The sequence below is a fragment of the Sphingomonas sp. BK481 genome, assembly GCF_014194875.1.
In the GTDB taxonomy this organism is placed as follows: domain Bacteria; phylum Pseudomonadota; class Alphaproteobacteria; order Sphingomonadales; family Sphingomonadaceae; genus Sphingomonas; species Sphingomonas aerolata.
Window position 1 is genome coordinate 243,141 of the sequence record NZ_JACIAP010000005.1, and the last position, 18,601, is coordinate 261,741.

The window sequence follows — 18,601 nt, forward strand, 5'->3', positions numbered from 1 at the left end:
CCCCGTCGGGGGATCGATCACCCTGGCGAAATGGTTGCGATCTTCATGAAAACCCTTTGCCGTTTTGCCGCCCTGGCCTCAGTTGCCGCGATGGCGCCTGCCCAGACCGCTCCGTCCCGACCGGCCGGCTCTCCCGCACTCGCTGCCGCGAAGGCTCAGTCGCCCGCTGATATCTATGGCCCGCTGTTCCAGGCCGTACAGCAGGGTCACGTCTTCGCGGATGGCAAGACGTTCGTCGATGCCGTCCCCAAGCGCGCGGCTGCGGCGATCATAGCGGACTATGCGCGGACCAGGCCCGCCGGCCCGGCGCTGAAGGCGTTCGTGCTCGCCGATTTCGTGGTGCCCGGCGAGAATGACCGGGGCTCGGGCGATCTGAGGTCGCATGTCCGCGCCCTGTGGCCGCAACTCGTCCGTCAGCCGATCGCCCCCGTCGCAGGCAGCTCCGCCCTGCCGCTGCCGGCGCCCTATGTCGTGCCGGGCGGGCGCTTCCGCGAAATCTATTACTGGGACAGCTATTTCACGATGCTCGGGCTGAAGGTCGATGGCCAGCAGCCGCTCGTCGAATCGATGCTCGACGATTTCACCAGCTTGATCGAGCGCTACGAGCATATCCCGAACGGGACGCGGACCTATTATCTCAGCCGGTCGCAGCCGCCTTATTATGCGCTGATGCTCGATCTCTCGACCAACACCGATCCCGCTGTCGCAAAGCGTAGACTGGCGGCGCTGCGCGCGGAGCACGCCTTCTGGATGAAGGGCGGAACCTGTCTCGACGGCAATCCGGCCTGTCTCCGCGTGGTGCGGATGCCCGACGGGAGCGTGCTCAACCGCTATTATGACGACCGCGATACGCCGCGTGACGAATCCTATGCCGAGGATGTCGAGACCGCGGCCAGGGCGGCACCCCGCGACGCTGCCGATACGCAGCGCAACCTGCGCGCGGGCGCGGAGAGCGGGTGGGATTTCAGCTCGCGCTGGCTCCGCGATCCGCGGTCGCTCGCCACAATCCACACCACCGACATCGTGCCCGTCGATCTCAACAGCCTGATCTGGGCGATGGAACGCCGTATCGCCGCACGCTGCCAGACCGCCGGCGACACGCCCTGCGCGACCACGTTCACGACGCTGGCGGCCAAGCGCAAGACCGCGATCGACCGCTATCTCTGGCAGGCGACGACCGCGCGCTACGCCGACTGGGACCTGTCGTCGCGCATGCCCACGACCAGCATCAATGCCGCGATGCTGCACCCGCTGTTCGTCGGGCTCGCATCGTCGGCACAGGCGAAGGCCGTAGCAGCGACGGTGCGCAAATCGCTGGTGGCCGAGGGTGGCCTGCGCACGACGACGCTCAACACCGGACAGCAATGGGACGAACCCAATGGCTGGGCACCGCTGCAATGGGTCGCGATCGCAGGGCTCGACCGAAACGGCGAGCCGGCGCTGGCCAAGGACATCGCCAGACGCTGGCTCGGGACGGTTGGCGCGGCCTATGCCGATACCGGCAAGATGCTCGAAAAGTATAATATCGAACAGCGCATACCCGGCGGGGGCGGCGAATATCCGGTCCAGGACGGGTTCGGCTGGACCAACGGCGTGACCAGCGCGATCCTCGATCGCTTCCCGGACCTGGCCCAGCCGTCGACCAGTGTTCGCAAATAGGCGCTCGGCAATAGGATCATTCTTGTCATCGGCCGCCTTTGACGCGACCTGTCGGCTTTGCAGGAGATGACGTTGGGTATCGAGCAGTTCACCGGCGACGCAGCGATCACGGAGTCGGACGCGCTCATCGTCGTCGACCCGCAGATCGACTTCTGCCCCGGCGGCCGGCTGGCGGTTGCGGGCGGGAACGAGATCATGGCCGGGATCGAACGGCTCGCTCCGCGGTTCCGGCATGTCGTCGTAACGCAGGACTGGCATCCGGCCGGGCACCTGTCGTTTGCGAGCAGCCACTCAGGTCGCCAGCCGTTCGATACTGTGGCGATGCCATATGGCGAGCAGGTCCTATGGCCCGATCACTGCGTCCAGGGAACCGCTGGTGCCGAATTCCATCCCGGCGTGAAGGGCACCATCCGCCGCGCACACGTCATCGTTCGCAAGGGCTATAATCCGGAGATTGATTCCTATTCGGCCTTTTTCGAGAACGACAAGACGACGAGAACGGGGCTGGCCGGGTATTTGCGGGACAAGCAGGTTCGGCGGTGCGTGTTCGTTGGGTTGGCCTATGATTTCTGCGTCGCCTGGTCGGCACTCGATGCGCGGCGCGAGGGCTTCGAAGCGTCTATCCTGACGGACTGCACGCGAGCGATCGCGATGCCGGCAGGTGATGGAACGACGGTAGACGTAGCGGAAGCGCAGTTCCGCGCAGCCGGCGTCCGGTTGATATAGACTGCCAAGATGGCGCGGAAGGACGGTCACGTGTCGACGCCGCACACGCACCCTACCCTTTCCGTGCCTGATATTACCGGCGTCCACCCTTTGGTCGGCCGAGCGCGACGACGATACCAGCGCCGAAAACGCCCAGCATCACAACCGCCGGGTGAAGCTTCTGCGCCTGCAGCACACTGCTCGACGTGCGCGCGCGGACATGCTGGGTCCCGCGCAGCGCATCGGCCCGCGGATCATAGAGATTGTCGCGGCGTGCCGGATCACCGGGATCCCCGGGCCTCTGCTGCGCGAGCGTGCCGACCAGTTCCATGATCCGGTCGCTCACCCGCGGCGCGGCGCGCGAGAGGAGTGATGACAGCAGCCCGCCACCCCCCGCATACAGCGTCCGCCGCGGCGTCTCGCACGCGAACAGCACCGCGTCGGCGACGACGGAGGGGGCGTAGAGCGGCGGTGGCAGGCGCGGTGGCTGATCCATGAAATTGCGGGCATGTTCGGGGAATGGCGTGTCGATCGCACCGGGCTTGATCAGCGTGACCGAGATGCCGGCCCCCTCCTGCTCGAGCTCCATCCGCAACGTGTCCGTCAGCGCCTGAACCGCATGCTTGGTCGCGCCATAGGGCCCTTGCTCGACGATCGCACGGTCGCTCAGAATGGAGCCGATAGTGATGATCGCGCCGCCCCGCCCGCGCAGATGGCGGGCCGCGACCAGCGATCCGTGCAGCACGCCAAAATAATTGACGTCGAACACGCGCCGGTGATCGGCGACCGGCACCTGATCGAGCGTGCCGTACGTGCCTGTCGCGGCATTGTTGACCCAGCTGTCGAAGCCGCCGAACGCCGCGACTGCAACGGCGGCGACACGCTCGACCGCGGCCATGTCGCTGACGTCGGCGACGCAGACCGCAATGCGTCCGCCATCGGCCGACAAACGGACGCGGAGTGCCTCGAGCGCGGCGTCGTTCCGCGCGGTCGCGACCACGGCCGCACCGCGTTGCACGGCGGCCTCGACGATTGCGAGGCCGTTGCCGCTGGTCGCGCCGGTAACGACGATGACCTGATCGCGAAGGGGTTTCAGTGTGACAGACATAGCGGTCAGCGCCCCAGCGGCGATTGGGCGTAATCGACAAGCAAGGCCGCGACATCGTCATAGATCGCGACCGCGCCCGCGCCGTTCAGTTGCTCGTCGCTGAACTTGCCCGATCGAACCGCAACCGCGGCGATCCCGCACTTGGCGGCCGCCTCAATATCATAAGGCGTATCGCCGACGACGATCACCTCTGCAGGATCGATCCCCGGCAGCGCCTTCAGCGCGGTGGCGAAAATGTCCGGGGCGGGTTTGGTGCGCTCGACGTCGTCGCTGCTCGTCGTTGCGTCGATCAGATCGCGCGCCTCGAGCAGCGCGATGTAATGATCGAGCTCCGATCCCGACGCCGACGAGGCGAGCACGACCTGCTGCCCCAGGCTATGCGCGTGCGCCAGCAGATCATGCGCGCGAGCGAACGGCTTGGCAGTTTCGAGATATTTTGCCTTGAAGATCTCGCCGTGCGTATCGCCGAGTTTCTCCTGCTCCTCCGCGTCGGCACCGGGCAACAGGGTCGGCACGAGCATGTCGGTCCCCTTGCCGATCTGATCGTGGATCACCTGCCGGTCGAAGGACGCCCCGACACCTGCAAAGGCCTCCTCCCAGGCGAGGACATGCATGTCATTGGTATCGACCAGCGTGCCGTCGATATCGAAAAGGATGGCCTTGATTTGCATAGTTCAATCCCGGGTCTGACGTCGTGTATTCGCCAACCAGCACGCCAGCGCCGTGACAGGCGTGGCGCTAAGCATCGGCAAGAGATGATGATATCCAAACGGTTGACTGTCCGAATTGGCCCCGTGGACGGCGAATTTGACGGTGCGCACTGCATTTAACCGAGCATCCAACCCTGTCTCCATCCTACCGCGACATCCTTTCGCACGCGGTTCTCGCTAGGAAGGACCCCCGAATGATCGTGGTTCGCGGTAAATTTCCAATGATAACCTATCTTTAGCCACCCTGATCAGGATCAATACAAAATATACCCGCCGATTTCCGGAAATCGTCAGGAACGATGAGGACGTTCGGATCGCTATGTCTCCATCAACATCCAAAGCTTGACGGCACGACGCCCAACTGGAGCACGCTGACCAATGCCTTTGCTGGCATCGCTAAGGCTATCGTCCGGCGGGCTTGGTCTACTGCTTATTATTTTTGACGGCGTAATGTACTTTTCGAAAGTACGGCACGCCAATTACATGACGGAGACTTTCTAATGCGCGCACTGGTTTGGCATGGAAAAGGCGATGTCCGGGTCGACACTGTCGCGGACCCAGAGATCAAGCATCCGCGCGACGCGATCATCAAGGTATCATCTTGCGCGATCTGCGGTTCCGATCTTCATCTTCTCGACGGCTATCAGCCGACCATGCAGGCCGGGGACATTCTTGGTCATGAGAATATGGGCGTCGTCGTCGCACTGGGCTCCGAAGTCACCAACCTGAAGATCGGCGACCGCGTCGTCGTGCCGTTCACGATCAGCTGCGGCGATTGCTTTTTCTGCCGCAAGGGTCTGTTCTCGGCGTGCGAGCGGACCAACCCGAATGCCGAAATGGCGATCAAGGCGATGGGGCATTCGCCTGCAGGTTTGTTCGGCTTCAGCCACATGCTCGGCGGATATTGCGGTGGCCAGGCAGAGTATCTGCGCGTGCCGATGGCCGATATCGGTCCGATCAAGGTGCCCGACAACGTCACCGACGATCAGGCGTTGTTCCTCTCCGACATCTTCCCGACGGGCTATATGGCCGCCGAGAATGCGAACATCGAAGAAGGCGACACCGTGGCGATCTGGGGCTGCGGTCCGGTCGGCCAGTTCGCGATCCGATCGGCGCTGATGCTCGGCGCAGGCCGCGTGATCGCGATCGACGAAGTGCCTGAGCGTCTCGCGATGGCCGAGGCCGGTGGTGCGGAGACGATCAACTTCGCCGAGGTCGACAGTGTCTATGACGAACTCCAATTCCGCACCAAGGGCCGCGGTCCGGACAGCTGCATCGACGCCGTCGGTGCAGAGGCTTCGGGTCATGGCGCGATGGATGCAGTGATCGACAAGGTGAAGGCCGCCACGTTCCTCGCCACCGACCGCGTGCATGTCCTGCGCGAGGCGATCATGAGCTGCCGGATGGGTGGCACGGTCTCGATCCCCGGCGTCTATGTCGGGATGGGCGACAAGATCCCGATCGGCGCGATGATGAACAAGGGGCTGACGATCAAGACCGGCCAGACGCATGTCCAGGCGTACACCAAGCCGCTGCTGGCGCGCATCGAAGCCGGCGATATCGACCCGAGCTTCGTTGTGACGCACCCTGCAAGCCTCGAGGATGCGCCCGAAATGTATCAGAAGTTCCGCGACAAGCAGGACGGCGTCATCAAGGTCGTGCTGCGGCCGTAACCTGCCCCACCCCGATCCGCTCGGCATGCCGATCGGGGTGGCCGCTTCCTATCCACGACCGTCACGAGGAGTTTCCATGAGCGACAAGGTTCATACCCCCGTCCCGGGCAATCCCGCGAGCAAGGGCGCGCCGGATGGCGTCTCGGAGTCGCCTCGCAGCGATACCGACGGCCGCGTTCACGGTCGCAGCGACGGCGGTGAGAGCGCGGGCGGCGCCTATCCCAACCCGCACGAAGGCAAGATCGACGCCGATACCAGCCCCGCGTCGCAGGGCGGCCAGACGGACATCGCCTATCATGGCGGCGGTCAGGCGGGTGAAGACGGGGGCAGCGCCGGCAACGCCGTCGCCGGCTCCAGCGGCGGCGGCGGCACGACGATCGCGGCCGACCCCGATGCCGATCGGACCCCGCACTCGATCGCGGCCGAGCATGGCACCATCACGGTCGTCGAGACGTCCGGTATCGCCGAGGCCGAGGCGACGGGCAAGGTCGGTACCGATGCGCGCTATGAGCACGAACAGGCGAAGCCCGGCGCCGGCTGACGCCTCGACGGCACGCCCCCTATTCAACGTCAATCACGCCACCGGGCATTTCTGGCCCGTGCACCAGCAAGGAGTATCCCATGTCTGCACCCGAAGATCTGAAAGACATCTACACCGACGAGCTGAAGGACCTGTGGTCGGCGAACGACCAGATGAAGAAGGTCCTGAAGAAGATCACGTCGAAAGCGAGCGATGCCGCGCTGAAGGACATGCTGACCAAGTCGCAGGCGGATATCGAGAAGCATACCGATCTCCTCAAGGAGCTGATCGCGTCGAACGACGAGAAGGTCTCCAAGGAGCATTGCAAGGGCATGGAAGGGCTTGTGGCCGAAGCCACCAAGCATGTCGTCGAAGAGGGTCCGGAAAAGGGTCCGTTGCTCGATGTCATGATCATTGCCCAATATCAGCGGATGACGCATTACGGCATCGCCGGCTTCGGCACGGCCGCAGCCTATGCCAAGGCGCTGGGTCTCAAGGATGATCACAAGGCGCTGAACGCGGCCACCAAGGACATTTACGGTGGCGACGAATATATGACGAAGCTCGCCGAGACGAGCGTCAACATCGACGCCGAAGACTCCTGAAACGTTCGCCCGCCGGCTCACCCCGGCGGGCGATGTCCTGCCCCGTAGACGACGGACGCGACAGTCATGACCACCTACCCCTTGAGCGAGCCGGCCCGGATCTTCGCTGACGCATCGTCCGCCGGCGCGACGCCGACGGAAGTCGGACGCGGAACGCTCGAGGCGTGCGTCGATATCGTCGCTGGTCTGTCGGAGGCGCGGCAGCGTTCCGTCGCCATCCATATGGACGATCTCGACCTCCGGTTCGATGCGCAGGAGATCAGCGAACTCCTCCACTATCTCCGCACGGAAAAACCAGGTCTTTCAAACGCGGAAATTACCGAGATCAAGGTCGCCGACCAGTAGCGACAAAGGCGCTCGCGGCGTTCCGCGATTGCCCTTACGCCCCGCGGCTCCCGGATCACACGGAGTACGCTGTAGCCCGGCGGGGGCAACCGCGGTGACATTGACCGTCGCTGTCCTTTGCGACCATCATCACCGCATGATCATCTCGCAGGCCGATGCGCGCCGCATTGCCCTTGCAGCCCAGGGGTTCGACCGTCCACCGCCTGCTCGGGTCACGGCAGCGCATGTCCGCAAGGTCGCCGATCGGACGGGCCTTATCCAGATCGACAGCGTCAACGTGCTGGCCCGCGCGCATTACCTGTCACTGTTTTCCCGGCTTGGCGGCTACGACCTGGCGCTGCTCGAGCGCGCCGCCTGGGGTCCAAAGCCGCATCGCCGGTTCTTCGAATATTGGGCGCATGAGGCGTCGCTGCTGCCGCTCGAGCTTCATCCGCTGCTGCGATGGCGGATGGCCCGCGCTGAGCGAGGCGAGATCGGCTACGCCGCGCTTCGCCGCTTTGCGACAAAGCATTGTAGCGAAGCCGACGCCGTATTGGCCCGCATCGCAGCCGAGGGCCCCCTGACCGCCGCCGATTTCGAAAACGGGACGAGCCGCAGCGGCTGGTGGGAATGGAGCGACGTCAAGCACGCGCTCGAATGGCTGTTCTGGTCGGGCCGGATCACCACGGCGACGCGGCGGGGCAGTTTCGCGCGGGTCTATGACCTGCCCGAGCGGGTGCTTCCCCCTGCGGTGCTCGCCATGCCCACGCCGAACGTTGCCGAGGCGCAGCGGGCGCTGATCGAACGGAGCGCCCGCGCGCTCGGCATCGCGACCGCTGCCGAGCTGCGTGATTATTTTCGGCTGAAGCCCGTCGAGGCGGATCATGCCATTGCCGATCTGGTCGAGGATCAGGTGTTGGTGCCCGTCCGCGTGGACGGCTGGAGCCAGAAGGTCTGGCTCCACCGCGACGCCGCAGTGCCCCGCCGGGTGCGCGGTGCGGGCTTGCTGGCGCCCTTCGATCCGCTGATCTGGGAACGCGACCGCACCGAACGCCTGTTCGGCTTCCGGTATCGTATCGAGATCTATGTGCCGCAGGCGCAACGCACCCACGGCTATTATGTGCTGCCCTTCCTGATGGACGAGGCGTTGGTCGCGCGGGTCGATCTCAAGGCGGACCGGCAAGCGGGCGTGCTGCTGGCAAAACGCATAACGCTCGAACCGGGGGCGCCAGACGACACGCTGCCCCACCTGCGGGTCGAGTTGGAGCGGATGGCGCAATGGCTCGGCCTGTCGGACGTTCGTGTCGGCGAGATCATCCGCCCCGCGTGATGCGCCGTGCAACGATCGTCCGTCTCGCCGCCAAAGGTCAGTGGCTGATCGATCAGAATGTCACGACCACACTGACGCTATCCTGGTAGCTTCCCGCCGCCGGCGTGACCTGCGCCTGATTGATCCTGGCGACATAGGGGTAGGTTCTGACGGGGGTCAGGCTGCCCGTTCCGGGACTTGCGCCGGTAAGCGGGTTGGCTTCGTTCCAGACGGTGATGCCATCTGCATGATAGATCTGATTCTGCAATGTCGCGCCCGTGCCACTTGTCATCTGCCGCCACGCCGCACCGGTACCAGCACCGCCGGGCGTGAAGCCGATCCGGTAGACGGCGTCGCGGGTGCAATCGATCTGGACGGCCGAGGTCACCGGACCGAACTGCGTGACGAGCGCCGCACTGCCGAAGGACAGGTCGGGCGCGGTGATCTTGCAGTCGTTGCCGACCACCAGCGTCACCTGAAGCGTTACGACGACCTTGCCACTGTCATAGCCCGAACAGACAAGGCTCAGCACATTCACCCCGTTGCAGACGCTATAGTCCCATTGCACCGTCAGTGTGTCGCTATACGTCCCGGCGGCCACATTGGGAGCCGCCGTCAAACGCGCGAACAATGGCGTGGTGAAACTGCTGCCACCGCCCTGCAGCGCCAGCAGGCTGCCGCTCATATAGTTGACGGTCGATCCTTGCGTGAACGGCGTGGCGCCGCTGGCATCGGCCGACACCTGATAGGCGATCGCGTCAGTGCCTTTGACCAGGCGGAACTGGTTGAGGCTGGTGATGGTCGCGCGCGCCGAATTGCCGCCGATCAGAGTCAGCACGGACCCCGTACAGGAAAGCCCGGCGGATCCGGCAACCTGCGGCACCGTGCCCCCTCGTACGTCATACGACGACACCGGCGAGAAGGTGAGCGCCCCGGACGATGTCGTGCAGGCGGCGAATGCACGGCCCGTGACGATGCTCAGGACCACCAGTGCGAAGAACAGCCGCAGCGACGCCATCACCGGCACGAGACCGGCCCTATCCGTGACAGCGCCGCGACGTCTGCGGAGACGCCGAACGTCGCCTGGCACACCGTCCCGTCCGACGTCAGCGCGGAGAGCGACACCTGTTCGCCGACATCCTCCAGATACGCGATGCCGTCCCAGCCGATGGCGACGTCGGGATGCCCCTCACGCCGGACGCGACCGCCCGGCTTGAGCGCTGCCCCGGTCCTGTCGACGAGCACCGCGAGGATGTTGCGCGTCATGCGGACGTTCAGACGCACGACGGCGCCACTGCCCTGTCGCACGGCAACCCGCTGCTCCACCGCGGATGCGACATGGTTCTCCGACAGCGACAGCGTATCGATCGCGAAGCGGACGGGAAGATAGGGCACGACATTGGGCACGAAGAGATGGCCCTTGCGGTTCGTCACGCCGACCGGCTGATTTTCATAGCTGACGCCAACGCCCGCCACGCCAGTCTCGACAACCGCAAAGGCATCGCTCGCCTGGTTGGCGACGAACAGGCCGCCGTCCATCGCCACGACCGAACCCGATGCGCCACCCCAGGCCGAGCTGCGCGCCTGGGCCGTCGCGCCCCCGGCCTGCACTTCGATGAAGGGCGCGCGCCATGTCCCGGTCACCTGCCCCGATGCGGGCCCCCGGCTCGCCGCTGCTATCCCGGCATCGATGCCAAGGCCGCCATCGGTCGGCGTCGCCCGGGTATAACCGACCTGATAGAGATTGCGCCCGGCCGAACGGCTGATCCCGCCGCTGGCCGCATTGCGTCCGAACGGGATGAACAGGCGCAGTTGGGCGCTAGTCGCGCCCCGTTCGAAATCGCGATCCGCAGTCACGAACAGGTTCGCCCGCGATCCGACCGGACGACCATAGGACAAGGACAGCAGGCGCGAACGTAGCGTGAGTTCGTCGACCGATCCCAAGGTTCGCCCCGAAATATACGCCGCCCCCAATGTGCCCAGTCGCGCCAGATTGACGTTGGCGATCGCGCGATAGGTTCGCCGCCGTGTCGCGGGATTTGCAAGGTCGAAGCTTGCAAGCTCGCGAAAGTCCCTGCTGCGATCGTCATATTGCGCGGCAACGCTGAAGTGACGCGCGGTATAGCTGTAGCCGAGCGACCACCGACGGCCCACGGCCTTACCCGAACGCGACGCACTGACCGACAGCGCGACGGTGCCAAATCGCCACGGCGCCACCACGAGCCCGCCCCCGATCTGCCGAAGCCGGGCGGTCACCTCGGCATGTGCCTCCAGCGTCAGGAACGACGTCATGCCGCGTCGGATCGAGCCATTGGCGGCAAGCGTGCCGTAATCGAAGTTGCGGATGCCATAGCCTTGGCGGATGGCGCCGGCTTCGGCTGCAAAATCGGTGAGCCCTGCGCGCAGCAGTGTCGACGAGACGTAAAAGGGGATCGTGGTCGCGATCTGTCGACCCACGGCGTCCGTCGTGACGATCACGGCCTCGCCAGCGCCGTTGATCACTGGGACATCCTGCAGCACGAACCGACCGGGCGCGACGTCTGCACCCTGCTGCCGATAGCCGTCGACGAACAGGTCCACCGCCGACGGTACCGCCGCCTTGCCCGCGAAGCTCGGCAGCGGCATCGTCAACAGGTCCGGCCGCGTATTGAAATCGCGCGTGAGCTGCAGGCCACCCAGCCGGACGGACGTGCTCCAGGGCAAGGACCGCGTGATCAGGTCACCCGCCGTGACGGTCAGCGCGCGATCCTCGTTGACGATTTTCGCATGCGTATCGTAGCGCAGATAGCCGCCGATGCGGGACCCGACTCGCAGCATGCCGGAATTGGACAGCGTCGCGACCGGCCCGAACACCCGCTGTTCGGACCATAAGGAGGCAAAGGAGCCGCCGTCGGTGCGCTGCGCATAGAACTGGTAGTTGACCATCGCGCCCCAGCTGGCGAGCGTGGCGGCGCGGGGCCTATCACCCGCGGCGATCCGGGTGGTCGGCAGATAGTCGGGCGCGGTTTCGAGATGGAGCGTCTGGAGCGCGGCGTCATAGCGGGCGCGGGTGTGCGGCAGCGACGCGACGTCGCGCTCCGTCCCGCCGCCCTCCGCACCGCCGCCCTCCCCATCGAGCGTCACGCCATTTCGGCTGAGCGCCTCGGCCGGCACGAGCATGCGTGTGCCGTCGATCCGCAGCGGCACCAGATCGCCGGTGGCACGGCCATTCACGACCAGCTCGACGAACAGCTGCTGCACCGGGTCACCCGCGCGTGCCATTTGTGGCAGGCAGACCAGCATGGTCGTCAGCAGGAGCGAACCGCGGATCATGGCGTGTCGGACGGATCAACGCGCGGCAATGCGCTGATCGGCGCCATTGACGTTTGCCATCAGCGGACTGGTGTCCGGGACACCCTCCGGCACCGGCCAGCGCATGGTCTGCCCCGCAAGAACATAACCCGCGAGCCCCGAAGCAAGACTGGTCTTCTTGTCGTCCGCCGTCCGGATGTCGATGAGGCGCGCGTGCAGCATGCCGGTATTGCGGATCGCCAGCATCCGACCGCTGCCGCTCCGTTCCAACGTCGCGGTCAGCTCCGGCTTGGCTGCGTTGACGGACCCCGCATAGGTGAAGAGCGGAACCGAATAGCGCATCTGTACCGCAAGCTCGGCCGCCGGCAGCCGGCTCGCATTCGGCGCGTTCGCGGTGGGGATTTCGTCGATCAACAGGCGGTAGCTGCGCTCCACCGGGCCGGTCTGGTCGTTCGCCGCAATAGCAGGCCGCTCGCGCCGCAGCACACGGATCATCTGCCGTTCCCCCGCCGGGATGACTGCGATCGGCGGGCTGGCAACGACCTCGTCCTGATCATCGTACAGATCGCCCTGCGGCCCCTGCGACCAGCGCAGCGTCCGGACCTGCATCGTGATCGGTTCGTTGCCCTTGTTCTCGATCCACAGCGCGGTCGCGCGCTCGGTGGCGGCGATTTTCGGATCGACCGGCCAGATGATGACCGCCGCGGCGCGACTTGTGCCTGGCAGCAGGAGGAGCGGCGAGACGATGGCGGTCAACATACGCAGGATCTTCATGACTTGTCCTTGCTGCATCACCAGGTGACGGTGATGCGAACCACATCGGAATATCGCCCCGCTGCCACGCCGCGCTGGACGACGGCGCGGGCCTGGACGGGAACGGACAGTCGTGACGTCCCGATCGGGAATGCCAGCGCGATCGCCTGCGACGTCCAGGGCGTCTGACTGCCGTTCGCGAACAGCTGATAGGGCAAGCGATCGGCAGGCCGGGTTGCGTGGACGAGCTGGCGCACACCGTTAGCCGGCTGAGTGCCGTTGTCCGCGGTGAGGGTGACGCTCATTCCCGGGGTGCAGTCGATCTGCAATCCGGCGGCAACCGCGGTGACCAGGCTGCCTTGCGCGGCTCCCCCATCGACCCCGTTCACCGACCCGAGGTCGATCGATCCCCAACTGCCCCCGGTATCGGCGCTGATCGCGCAACCATTGGCGATGACCGCGCCGACCCTGAAGGTGCGGCTGGTCTCGGCCATGCTCCCCGACGCACAGCCTGCAATCGCCGACACCGCGAGGAAAGCCCGGACGGCGCGCACCGCCGCTACCAGCTGAGCGTCACCTGTACCGTGTCGGTATAGGTACCCGCCGGCAGCGCCAGGCCGTTGCTTGACGCGCGGGCAAAGATCGGCAGCGTCAACGCCGAGGTGGCCGCGGTGCCGAGGCTGATCTGCCTGCCGATAGTGATTTCGTCCTGCCGCGACGCGTCCGTATACAGCCGATACGCGACGGTCTGCCCCAGATAGGCCAGCTGACGGACATTGCCCGCGTCGTTCGCGCCCGCCCCGACCGTGACCTTCGGCGCGAGGCCCGGTGTGCACAACACCGTGACCGCATTCGTGCTGCCTTGCGCGACCATCGTCGCATCGGCATTGCCGAAGACGCCCGACTGATCGGCAAAGGCGATCGTCCCGATCCGCCCCATGGTCGCGGCGCTGTTGCCGCCATTCACCGCACAGGCCGCGAGGATGTTCAGGGACACGCCGATCGTGCCGCTGGCGGTTTGCGCGTCTGCCGATGTCGCCCCGCCAGACGCCGCGATCATGCCGACCGCAATGCCCAGAACCCTGCTCGTCATCTTACGGTAAATCATGATAAAACAGCCCTCCATTTGGGCTGTTCTCAATGGTCGCCAGTTAACAGGATGTTGAACAACCGATCTGGCCGACGATAGCTTTCGATCCAACGATTATGACATGGTTCCAATAAGATGACGGCTCTCGTGGCCGGTCATCAAACAGGCCCCGGTCTGACGGCCGAGAGGCCTCCTAATTTGGATTGCCGACCGGGATGACCGGATTGCCCTTGTAGCTGCCAAGCTTGACGTGGAGCACCTGCGCGCGATCGGTGAAGTTGATCCCGTAGTCGGTCTGATCACCGTTCAGCACACGGTCGAACACCCAGTGTCCCTGCGCGTCGTAATGCCCCTCCTCGACGCGATCGTAGAGCATCGAACGCCCGCTGTTCGCATCCGCCAGCGCGAACGAGACGCGCGTATCGAATCCGGTCACGAGATATTCGTCGGGGCCGATCTCGGCGACAGCAAGACCGCCGGTCGGTTGGGGGTTGCCGGTCGGCTTGTCTGTGCCGAACTGATACTGGCCGAACGTCGCGGTGGCGCGGTACTTGCCGAGGTCCATGACCTGCCTGTGCTCGGCCTTGGGGTCGGTCGGCTCGGCCACGCCCCAAGTCTTGCCGGCAAAGGCCAGCCGCGCCCATTCCCGCATCATCGGCTCGAACACGCGGTAGTTGCGCGCGAACAGCTCCATCGTCGGCGCGTCCAGCGTCTTTGCACCGAGCGGGAAGTTGTAATAGCCGCTATCGTCCATTCCGAACGGCGCGAAGCCGAGGCCGCCCATCCCGACCACCGGATAGAAATATCGTGCGAACTCGGGCGCGTTCCCCGTTTCGGGAATCAGCAGGGCGTTGTCGGCACGGCCGTAGAGCTTCAGATATTCGAGATACGCGGCATGATCGCGCGCATAGATATCGGGCGCGACCAGATCGAGCGACGGCGCCGCGGCCTTGTACACGTCGATCACGTGATGGATCGGCCCACCGCTCGAATAGGTGGTCGCCGCCTGCCGTCCGAAGGCGGAGGCGAGCGCGGCGTTGACGTACATCGGCACCGGCTTCACCGCCTTGCCCGCCGCCGCGATCTCCTCGATATAGCGGCCGATCGACCAGGCGTGGAAATACTCGTCGGCATCGGCGCCGAACACCTGTTTCCAGCTGCCCGCGGGCTTGCGGAATTTTTTGAGCAACGCCGCCGGGACCGGACCGTCGAACAGCTTCTGCGCGACCGGCGAGAAATCGCGGACGCTGCCATAGGTACCGGCCTCGTTCTCGGGCTGGACCATGATGACGGTGTTCTGCGGATCGGCGGCCTTCAGATGCTGCATCAGCTTGACGAAGGCGCGCTTGTCCGCCTCCAGCGTCGACCGATGGAGCGGCGACAGCGCATAATGCGTTTCGCCCTTGGCGTTGGTCATCCGCGGGAACCGCGCGTTGTCGAGCTTGACCCAGGCGGGCGCATAATTGGGCGAGGTATTCTTCCACGTCGCGAACCACAAAAGGACGAGGCGCACCTTGTTCTGCCGCGCCTCGGCGAGCAGCTGATCGAGGAAGGAAAAGTCGAATTGCCCTTCGGTTCGCTCGATCTGCTCCCACGCGATCGGCACCTCGACCGTGTTGGCGTGCATCGCGTGGATCGTCGGCCAGACCTTGGGCAGCATCGCCGGATAATTGCTCGAATTATTGACCTGCGCGCCGAGCATCAGCCACGGCGCGCCATCGACCATCAGCGCGTGATGCCCGTCGCGGGTCACCAGCCTGGGTACCTCGGTCGCGGCCTGCGCGTGCGCGGTGCCGGTGAACAGTGCGGCGGCGAGGGTCAGGCCGGCGAGTGTGCGGAAGGGGCGGAAGATCATGATGCAGTACCTCGAACGAAAAACGGGAAAGCCGGCACGGATCAGTCCTCGACGAAGACGAGGCCGCCCAGACCCGATGCGACCGTGCCGTCGCTTTCGAGCAGGAGGGTGACGGTCCGCTCGCCGGGTCCTGGCGGAAAGGCGGCGCGCAATGTGGCGGCGGCGAAATCGGGCTTCGTCGCGGCGCGCTTGCCGTCGATCCAGATTTCGCCGCGCCCGACCAGATCCTTGAACACGATCGTCCCGCCCCGTTCGCGCGTGCCGCGGTGCGGGATGAGCTTGGCGCGCAGCACGGTCCAGCGGCCACTGCCCTGCGGCGGCTGGATCTCGCCTGCGCGGACATAGAGCCAGCTATTCATGTCATTGTCCGCCAGCACGATGTCGGGCGACGGTTTGGCGGTGGCGGCAGGCGACTGCCGCCAGTCCTGCACCGTCAGCGTCATGCGGGCGGGCGCGACGAACGGACGAGCCGGCGTGGCGAGGCGACGCACAATGCTGATGGCCGGGCGCAATCCCGCCGCGCTGGCCGAGAGCTTGACGGTGCCCGCGCCGCCGCCGCCCGCGCGAACGATCACCTGCGCCAGGCCGTTGAACAGGCGCCGACGATTGCCCTGTTCGGCTTCGTGGCTGACCGGATCGCCATTGCCGAGGCCGATGATCGCGCCCCCGCTCAACGCGAAGGTGACGTCGAGATTGGCGGTCGGGACATGCCGGCCGCGCGCATCGACCGCGTCGATCGTGTACGGCTGCACGTCCTCGCCATCCGCCGCCATCGCACGCCGGTCTGGCGTGATCCGCAGCGCCACCGCCGCGCCGGTCGTCTCGACCACGCTGCGCGCGACCTCGCGTCCGCCGCGATAGCCGATCGCCTCGAGCCGGCCCGGCGCATAGGGCACCTGCCAGCTCGGCATCGTGTAGCGATCGACCTTCTGCTCGCCGATCAGACCGCCATTAAGCATCAGCCGCACGGACTCGACATTGGTCAGCGCCATCACCTTGACCGCCTGCCCCTCGCGCCCGGGCCAATTCCAGTGCGGCATCAGATCGAGCAGCGGCACGTCGTCGATCCACTGTGCGCGGTGCAGATAGAACGCCATCTTGGGAAAGCCGCACAGGTCCATGATCCCGAAATAGCTGCCCGCGGACGGCCATTCGAACGGGGTTGGCTCACCGTGATAATCGAAGCCGGTCCATACGAAGGTCCCCGCGACGAACGGCCGCTCGGCGACCGATTTCCAGCCGTCGCGGTGGGTGCTGCCCCAGTCCGCCGGTTCCTCGTCATACGACGCCATCACGTGCGCGGCGCGGTCGGTCTCCCAAGCCCCGCGCGTCATGAAACTGCTGGTGTCCTCCGAACTCGTCAGCGGCAGCGTCGGGTTGGCGGCGTGGAACCGGTCATACTGGTCGCGCTGATAATTGAAGCCGACCACGTCGACCGCCTGGCTGACATTGACCGGGGCGAACATGCCGCTGTTCATAGCGGCGGTGGCCGGGCGGCTCTCGTCGAGCGCCTTCACCGCGACCGACATGCGGCGGACCATTTCGTAGCCGGCGGGCGTCCCCTGCATCGGCTCCTCGTTGAACACCGACCACATGAACACGCTTGGCCGGTTGCGATCGCGGCGGACGAGCCATTCGAGCTGGTCGATGTAATCGGGGCTGGTGTTGAAGTTGCGGTTCTCGCTCATCACCAGGAAGCCGAGCCGGTCGCACGCGTCGAGCACCTCGGTCGCGATCGCGCTATGCGCGAAGCGGATCGCGTTGCATCCCAGGTCCTTCAGACGGCGCAATCGCCAGTCCCACAGCGAATCGGGCACCGCGACGCCGACACCGGCATGATCCTGGTGGTTGCACGTACCCTTGATCTTGAGCGGACGGTCGTTGAGATGGAAGCCCGTCGCGGCGTCGAAACGCAGCGTGCGAAACCCGATCCGCAACGTGCGTTCGTCGACGGGCTTGCCGCCGCGCATCAGCCGCGTCCGCAGCGTGTAGAGCGTCGGCGTGTTGATCGACCATAGCCGTGGCGCGGGGACCGGGATCGTCAGCGTGACCGTGCCGGGCTTCAAAGACGGCAGGTGCGCCAAAGCGGTCTGCGTCGCGATCGTGCGGCCGGCGGGATCGATCAGCGACACCTCGATGCTCGCCTCGGCCGGGATCTTGCCGATATTGCCGAGCGTCGCGGTGACGGGGACGCTCCATGTGCCATCGGCGGCGCGGCGCGGGTCGGCGTGGATGCCATCGGTCGCGATGTAGGTCGCATCGCGTTTCGCCAGCCAGACATGGCGGTACAGCCCGGCGCCCTCGTACCACCATCCCTCCATCGTCTGCGCATCGACCCGCACGACGATACTGTTCAGATCGTCGCCGAACCGCGCCAGATCGGTGATGTCGACATAGACCGAGTTATAGCCGCTCCAGTTGTGCGCGACGATCGATCCATTGAACCAGATCGTCGCATTCGTCGCGATCCCCCCGAACTGCAACTCGAGATACCGCCCCCGGTCCGCGGGATCGAGCCGCAGCGCGCGCCGGTACCAGCCGAAGCCGCGCCGGCGATAGCCCTGCGAGACATTGGCACTTTCCTCGAACGGCATCGTCGACGCCCAGTCGTGCGGCAGATCGACCTCGGGCCAGTCCGAGTCGTCATATTGCATCGCCGCCGCACCCTGCGCCTGCCCCGCCTTGGCGCTGTTGTAGGACCAGCCATGGCCGCGGATTTCCGGCATCGGGATATCGCCGAGGTGAAAGCGCCATCTGCGATCGAGCAGCAGCCGGCTGGGATCCTCGACCGGCGCGCGCAGCGGCAGGTCGTCGCGGGTCGCCGGCATCGGCAATGCGCCGATCGCTGGCGCCCGCACCGGTGCGCCCTGAGCGACACCGTCCGCCGCCAGCGCCATGCCGATCGCGGTGCCGCTTCCAAGGAAGTGCCGCCGGTTCAGCCGACCCGTCTCGTGCGCATCCGTCATCTCTGGCTTCCTATCCATCGCTGCCGGGCGAGC

Annotated in this window: 16 protein-coding genes; 7 read left to right on the forward strand and 9 right to left on the reverse strand. The window is 65.6% G+C overall.

Features of this window, described 5'->3' with window-relative positions; all coding sequences use genetic code 11:
• The first annotated feature begins 45 nt into the window (after window positions 1-45).
• Both treF and pncA read left to right on the forward strand, forming a co-directional pair.
• Window positions 46-1,659 carry an alpha,alpha-trehalase TreF gene (gene treF, locus FHY04_RS12185; RefSeq protein WP_260171478.1) on the forward strand — a complete coding sequence of 538 codons (1,614 nt, stop codon included), beginning with the start codon at window positions 46-48 and terminating at the stop codon, window positions 1,657-1,659.
• A 66-nt stretch (window positions 1,660-1,725) separates the two neighbouring features.
• On the forward strand, window positions 1,726-2,385 hold the full coding sequence (gene pncA / locus FHY04_RS12190; protein ID WP_183936594.1) for a bifunctional nicotinamidase/pyrazinamidase: 660 nt from the start codon (window positions 1,726-1,728) through the stop codon (window positions 2,383-2,385).
• A gap of 73 nt (window positions 2,386-2,458) precedes the next feature.
• Here the strand turns inward: pncA and FHY04_RS12195 are convergent, their stop codons facing one another.
• Together FHY04_RS12195 and FHY04_RS12200 are read right to left on the reverse strand one after the other, a co-directional pair.
• Window positions 2,459-3,472 (reverse strand): SDR family oxidoreductase, encoded by a 1,014-nt coding sequence (locus tag FHY04_RS12195; protein WP_183936595.1) that lies wholly within the window; start codon window positions 3,470-3,472, stop codon window positions 2,459-2,461.
• 5 nt (window positions 3,473-3,477) lie between these two features.
• Window positions 3,478-4,143 (reverse strand): HAD family hydrolase, encoded by a 666-nt coding sequence (locus FHY04_RS12200; RefSeq protein ID WP_183936596.1) that lies wholly within the window; start codon window positions 4,141-4,143, stop codon window positions 3,478-3,480.
• A 539-nt stretch (window positions 4,144-4,682) separates the two neighbouring features.
• Here FHY04_RS12200 and FHY04_RS12205 point away from each other — a divergent pair.
• The 5 genes from FHY04_RS12205 (at window position 4,683) to FHY04_RS12225 (ending at window position 8,634) form a co-directional block, all read left to right on the forward strand.
• Window positions 4,683-5,855, forward strand: a complete 1,173-nt coding sequence (locus FHY04_RS12205; protein ID WP_031395504.1) for a zinc-dependent alcohol dehydrogenase — start codon at window positions 4,683-4,685, stop codon at window positions 5,853-5,855.
• A gap of 76 nt (window positions 5,856-5,931) precedes the next feature.
• Window positions 5,932-6,396: a hypothetical protein gene (locus FHY04_RS12210; protein ID WP_183936597.1), complete on the forward strand. Its 465-nt coding sequence runs from the start codon at window positions 5,932-5,934 to the stop codon at window positions 6,394-6,396.
• A gap of 80 nt (window positions 6,397-6,476) precedes the next feature.
• Window positions 6,477-6,980 (forward strand): ferritin-like domain-containing protein, encoded by a 504-nt coding sequence (locus tag FHY04_RS12215; RefSeq protein WP_183936598.1) that lies wholly within the window; start codon window positions 6,477-6,479, stop codon window positions 6,978-6,980.
• 66 nt (window positions 6,981-7,046) lie between these two features.
• Window positions 7,047-7,325 (forward strand): hypothetical protein, encoded by a 279-nt coding sequence (locus tag FHY04_RS12220; RefSeq protein ID WP_183936599.1) that lies wholly within the window; start codon window positions 7,047-7,049, stop codon window positions 7,323-7,325.
• Window positions 7,326-7,461: 136 nt separating this feature from the next.
• The gene (locus FHY04_RS12225) at window positions 7,462-8,634 is read left to right on the forward strand and encodes a winged helix-turn-helix domain-containing protein (protein ID WP_183936600.1); all 1,173 of its coding nucleotides are present in this window, start codon (window positions 7,462-7,464) and stop codon (window positions 8,632-8,634) included.
• Between the two features lie 52 nt (window positions 8,635-8,686).
• Here the strand turns inward: FHY04_RS12225 and FHY04_RS12230 are convergent, their stop codons facing one another.
• From FHY04_RS12230 to galA, 7 genes are all read right to left on the reverse strand, one after another.
• A complete protein-coding gene (locus FHY04_RS12230) occupies window positions 8,687-9,631 on the reverse strand; it encodes a spore coat U domain-containing protein (RefSeq protein WP_260171502.1) in 945 nt (314 codons plus the stop codon).
• Window positions 9,631-11,925, reverse strand: coding sequence for a fimbria/pilus outer membrane usher protein (locus FHY04_RS12235; RefSeq protein WP_183936602.1), 2,295 nt, complete (start codon window positions 11,923-11,925; stop codon window positions 9,631-9,633). The genes FHY04_RS12230 and FHY04_RS12235 overlap by 1 nt, the downstream gene beginning before the upstream one ends.
• A 15-nt stretch (window positions 11,926-11,940) precedes the next feature.
• Window positions 11,941-12,678, reverse strand: a complete 738-nt coding sequence (locus tag FHY04_RS12240; RefSeq protein ID WP_183936603.1) for a molecular chaperone — start codon at window positions 12,676-12,678, stop codon at window positions 11,941-11,943.
• Between the two features lie 17 nt (window positions 12,679-12,695).
• Window positions 12,696-13,151 carry a spore coat protein U domain-containing protein gene (locus FHY04_RS12245; RefSeq protein ID WP_183936604.1) on the reverse strand — a complete coding sequence of 152 codons (456 nt, stop codon included), beginning with the start codon at window positions 13,149-13,151 and terminating at the stop codon, window positions 12,696-12,698.
• A 65-nt stretch (window positions 13,152-13,216) separates the two neighbouring features.
• On the reverse strand, window positions 13,217-13,750 hold the full coding sequence (locus tag FHY04_RS12250; protein WP_183936605.1) for a spore coat protein U domain-containing protein: 534 nt from the start codon (window positions 13,748-13,750) through the stop codon (window positions 13,217-13,219).
• Between the two features lie 190 nt (window positions 13,751-13,940).
• Window positions 13,941-15,602 carry a DUF5597 domain-containing protein gene (locus tag FHY04_RS12255; protein WP_183936606.1) on the reverse strand — a complete coding sequence of 554 codons (1,662 nt, stop codon included), beginning with the start codon at window positions 15,600-15,602 and terminating at the stop codon, window positions 13,941-13,943.
• A gap of 41 nt (window positions 15,603-15,643) precedes the next feature.
• On the reverse strand, window positions 15,644-18,586 hold the full coding sequence (galA, locus tag FHY04_RS12260; protein ID WP_260171479.1) for a beta-galactosidase GalA: 2,943 nt from the start codon (window positions 18,584-18,586) through the stop codon (window positions 15,644-15,646).
• Between the last annotated feature and the right edge of the window lie 15 nt (window positions 18,587-18,601).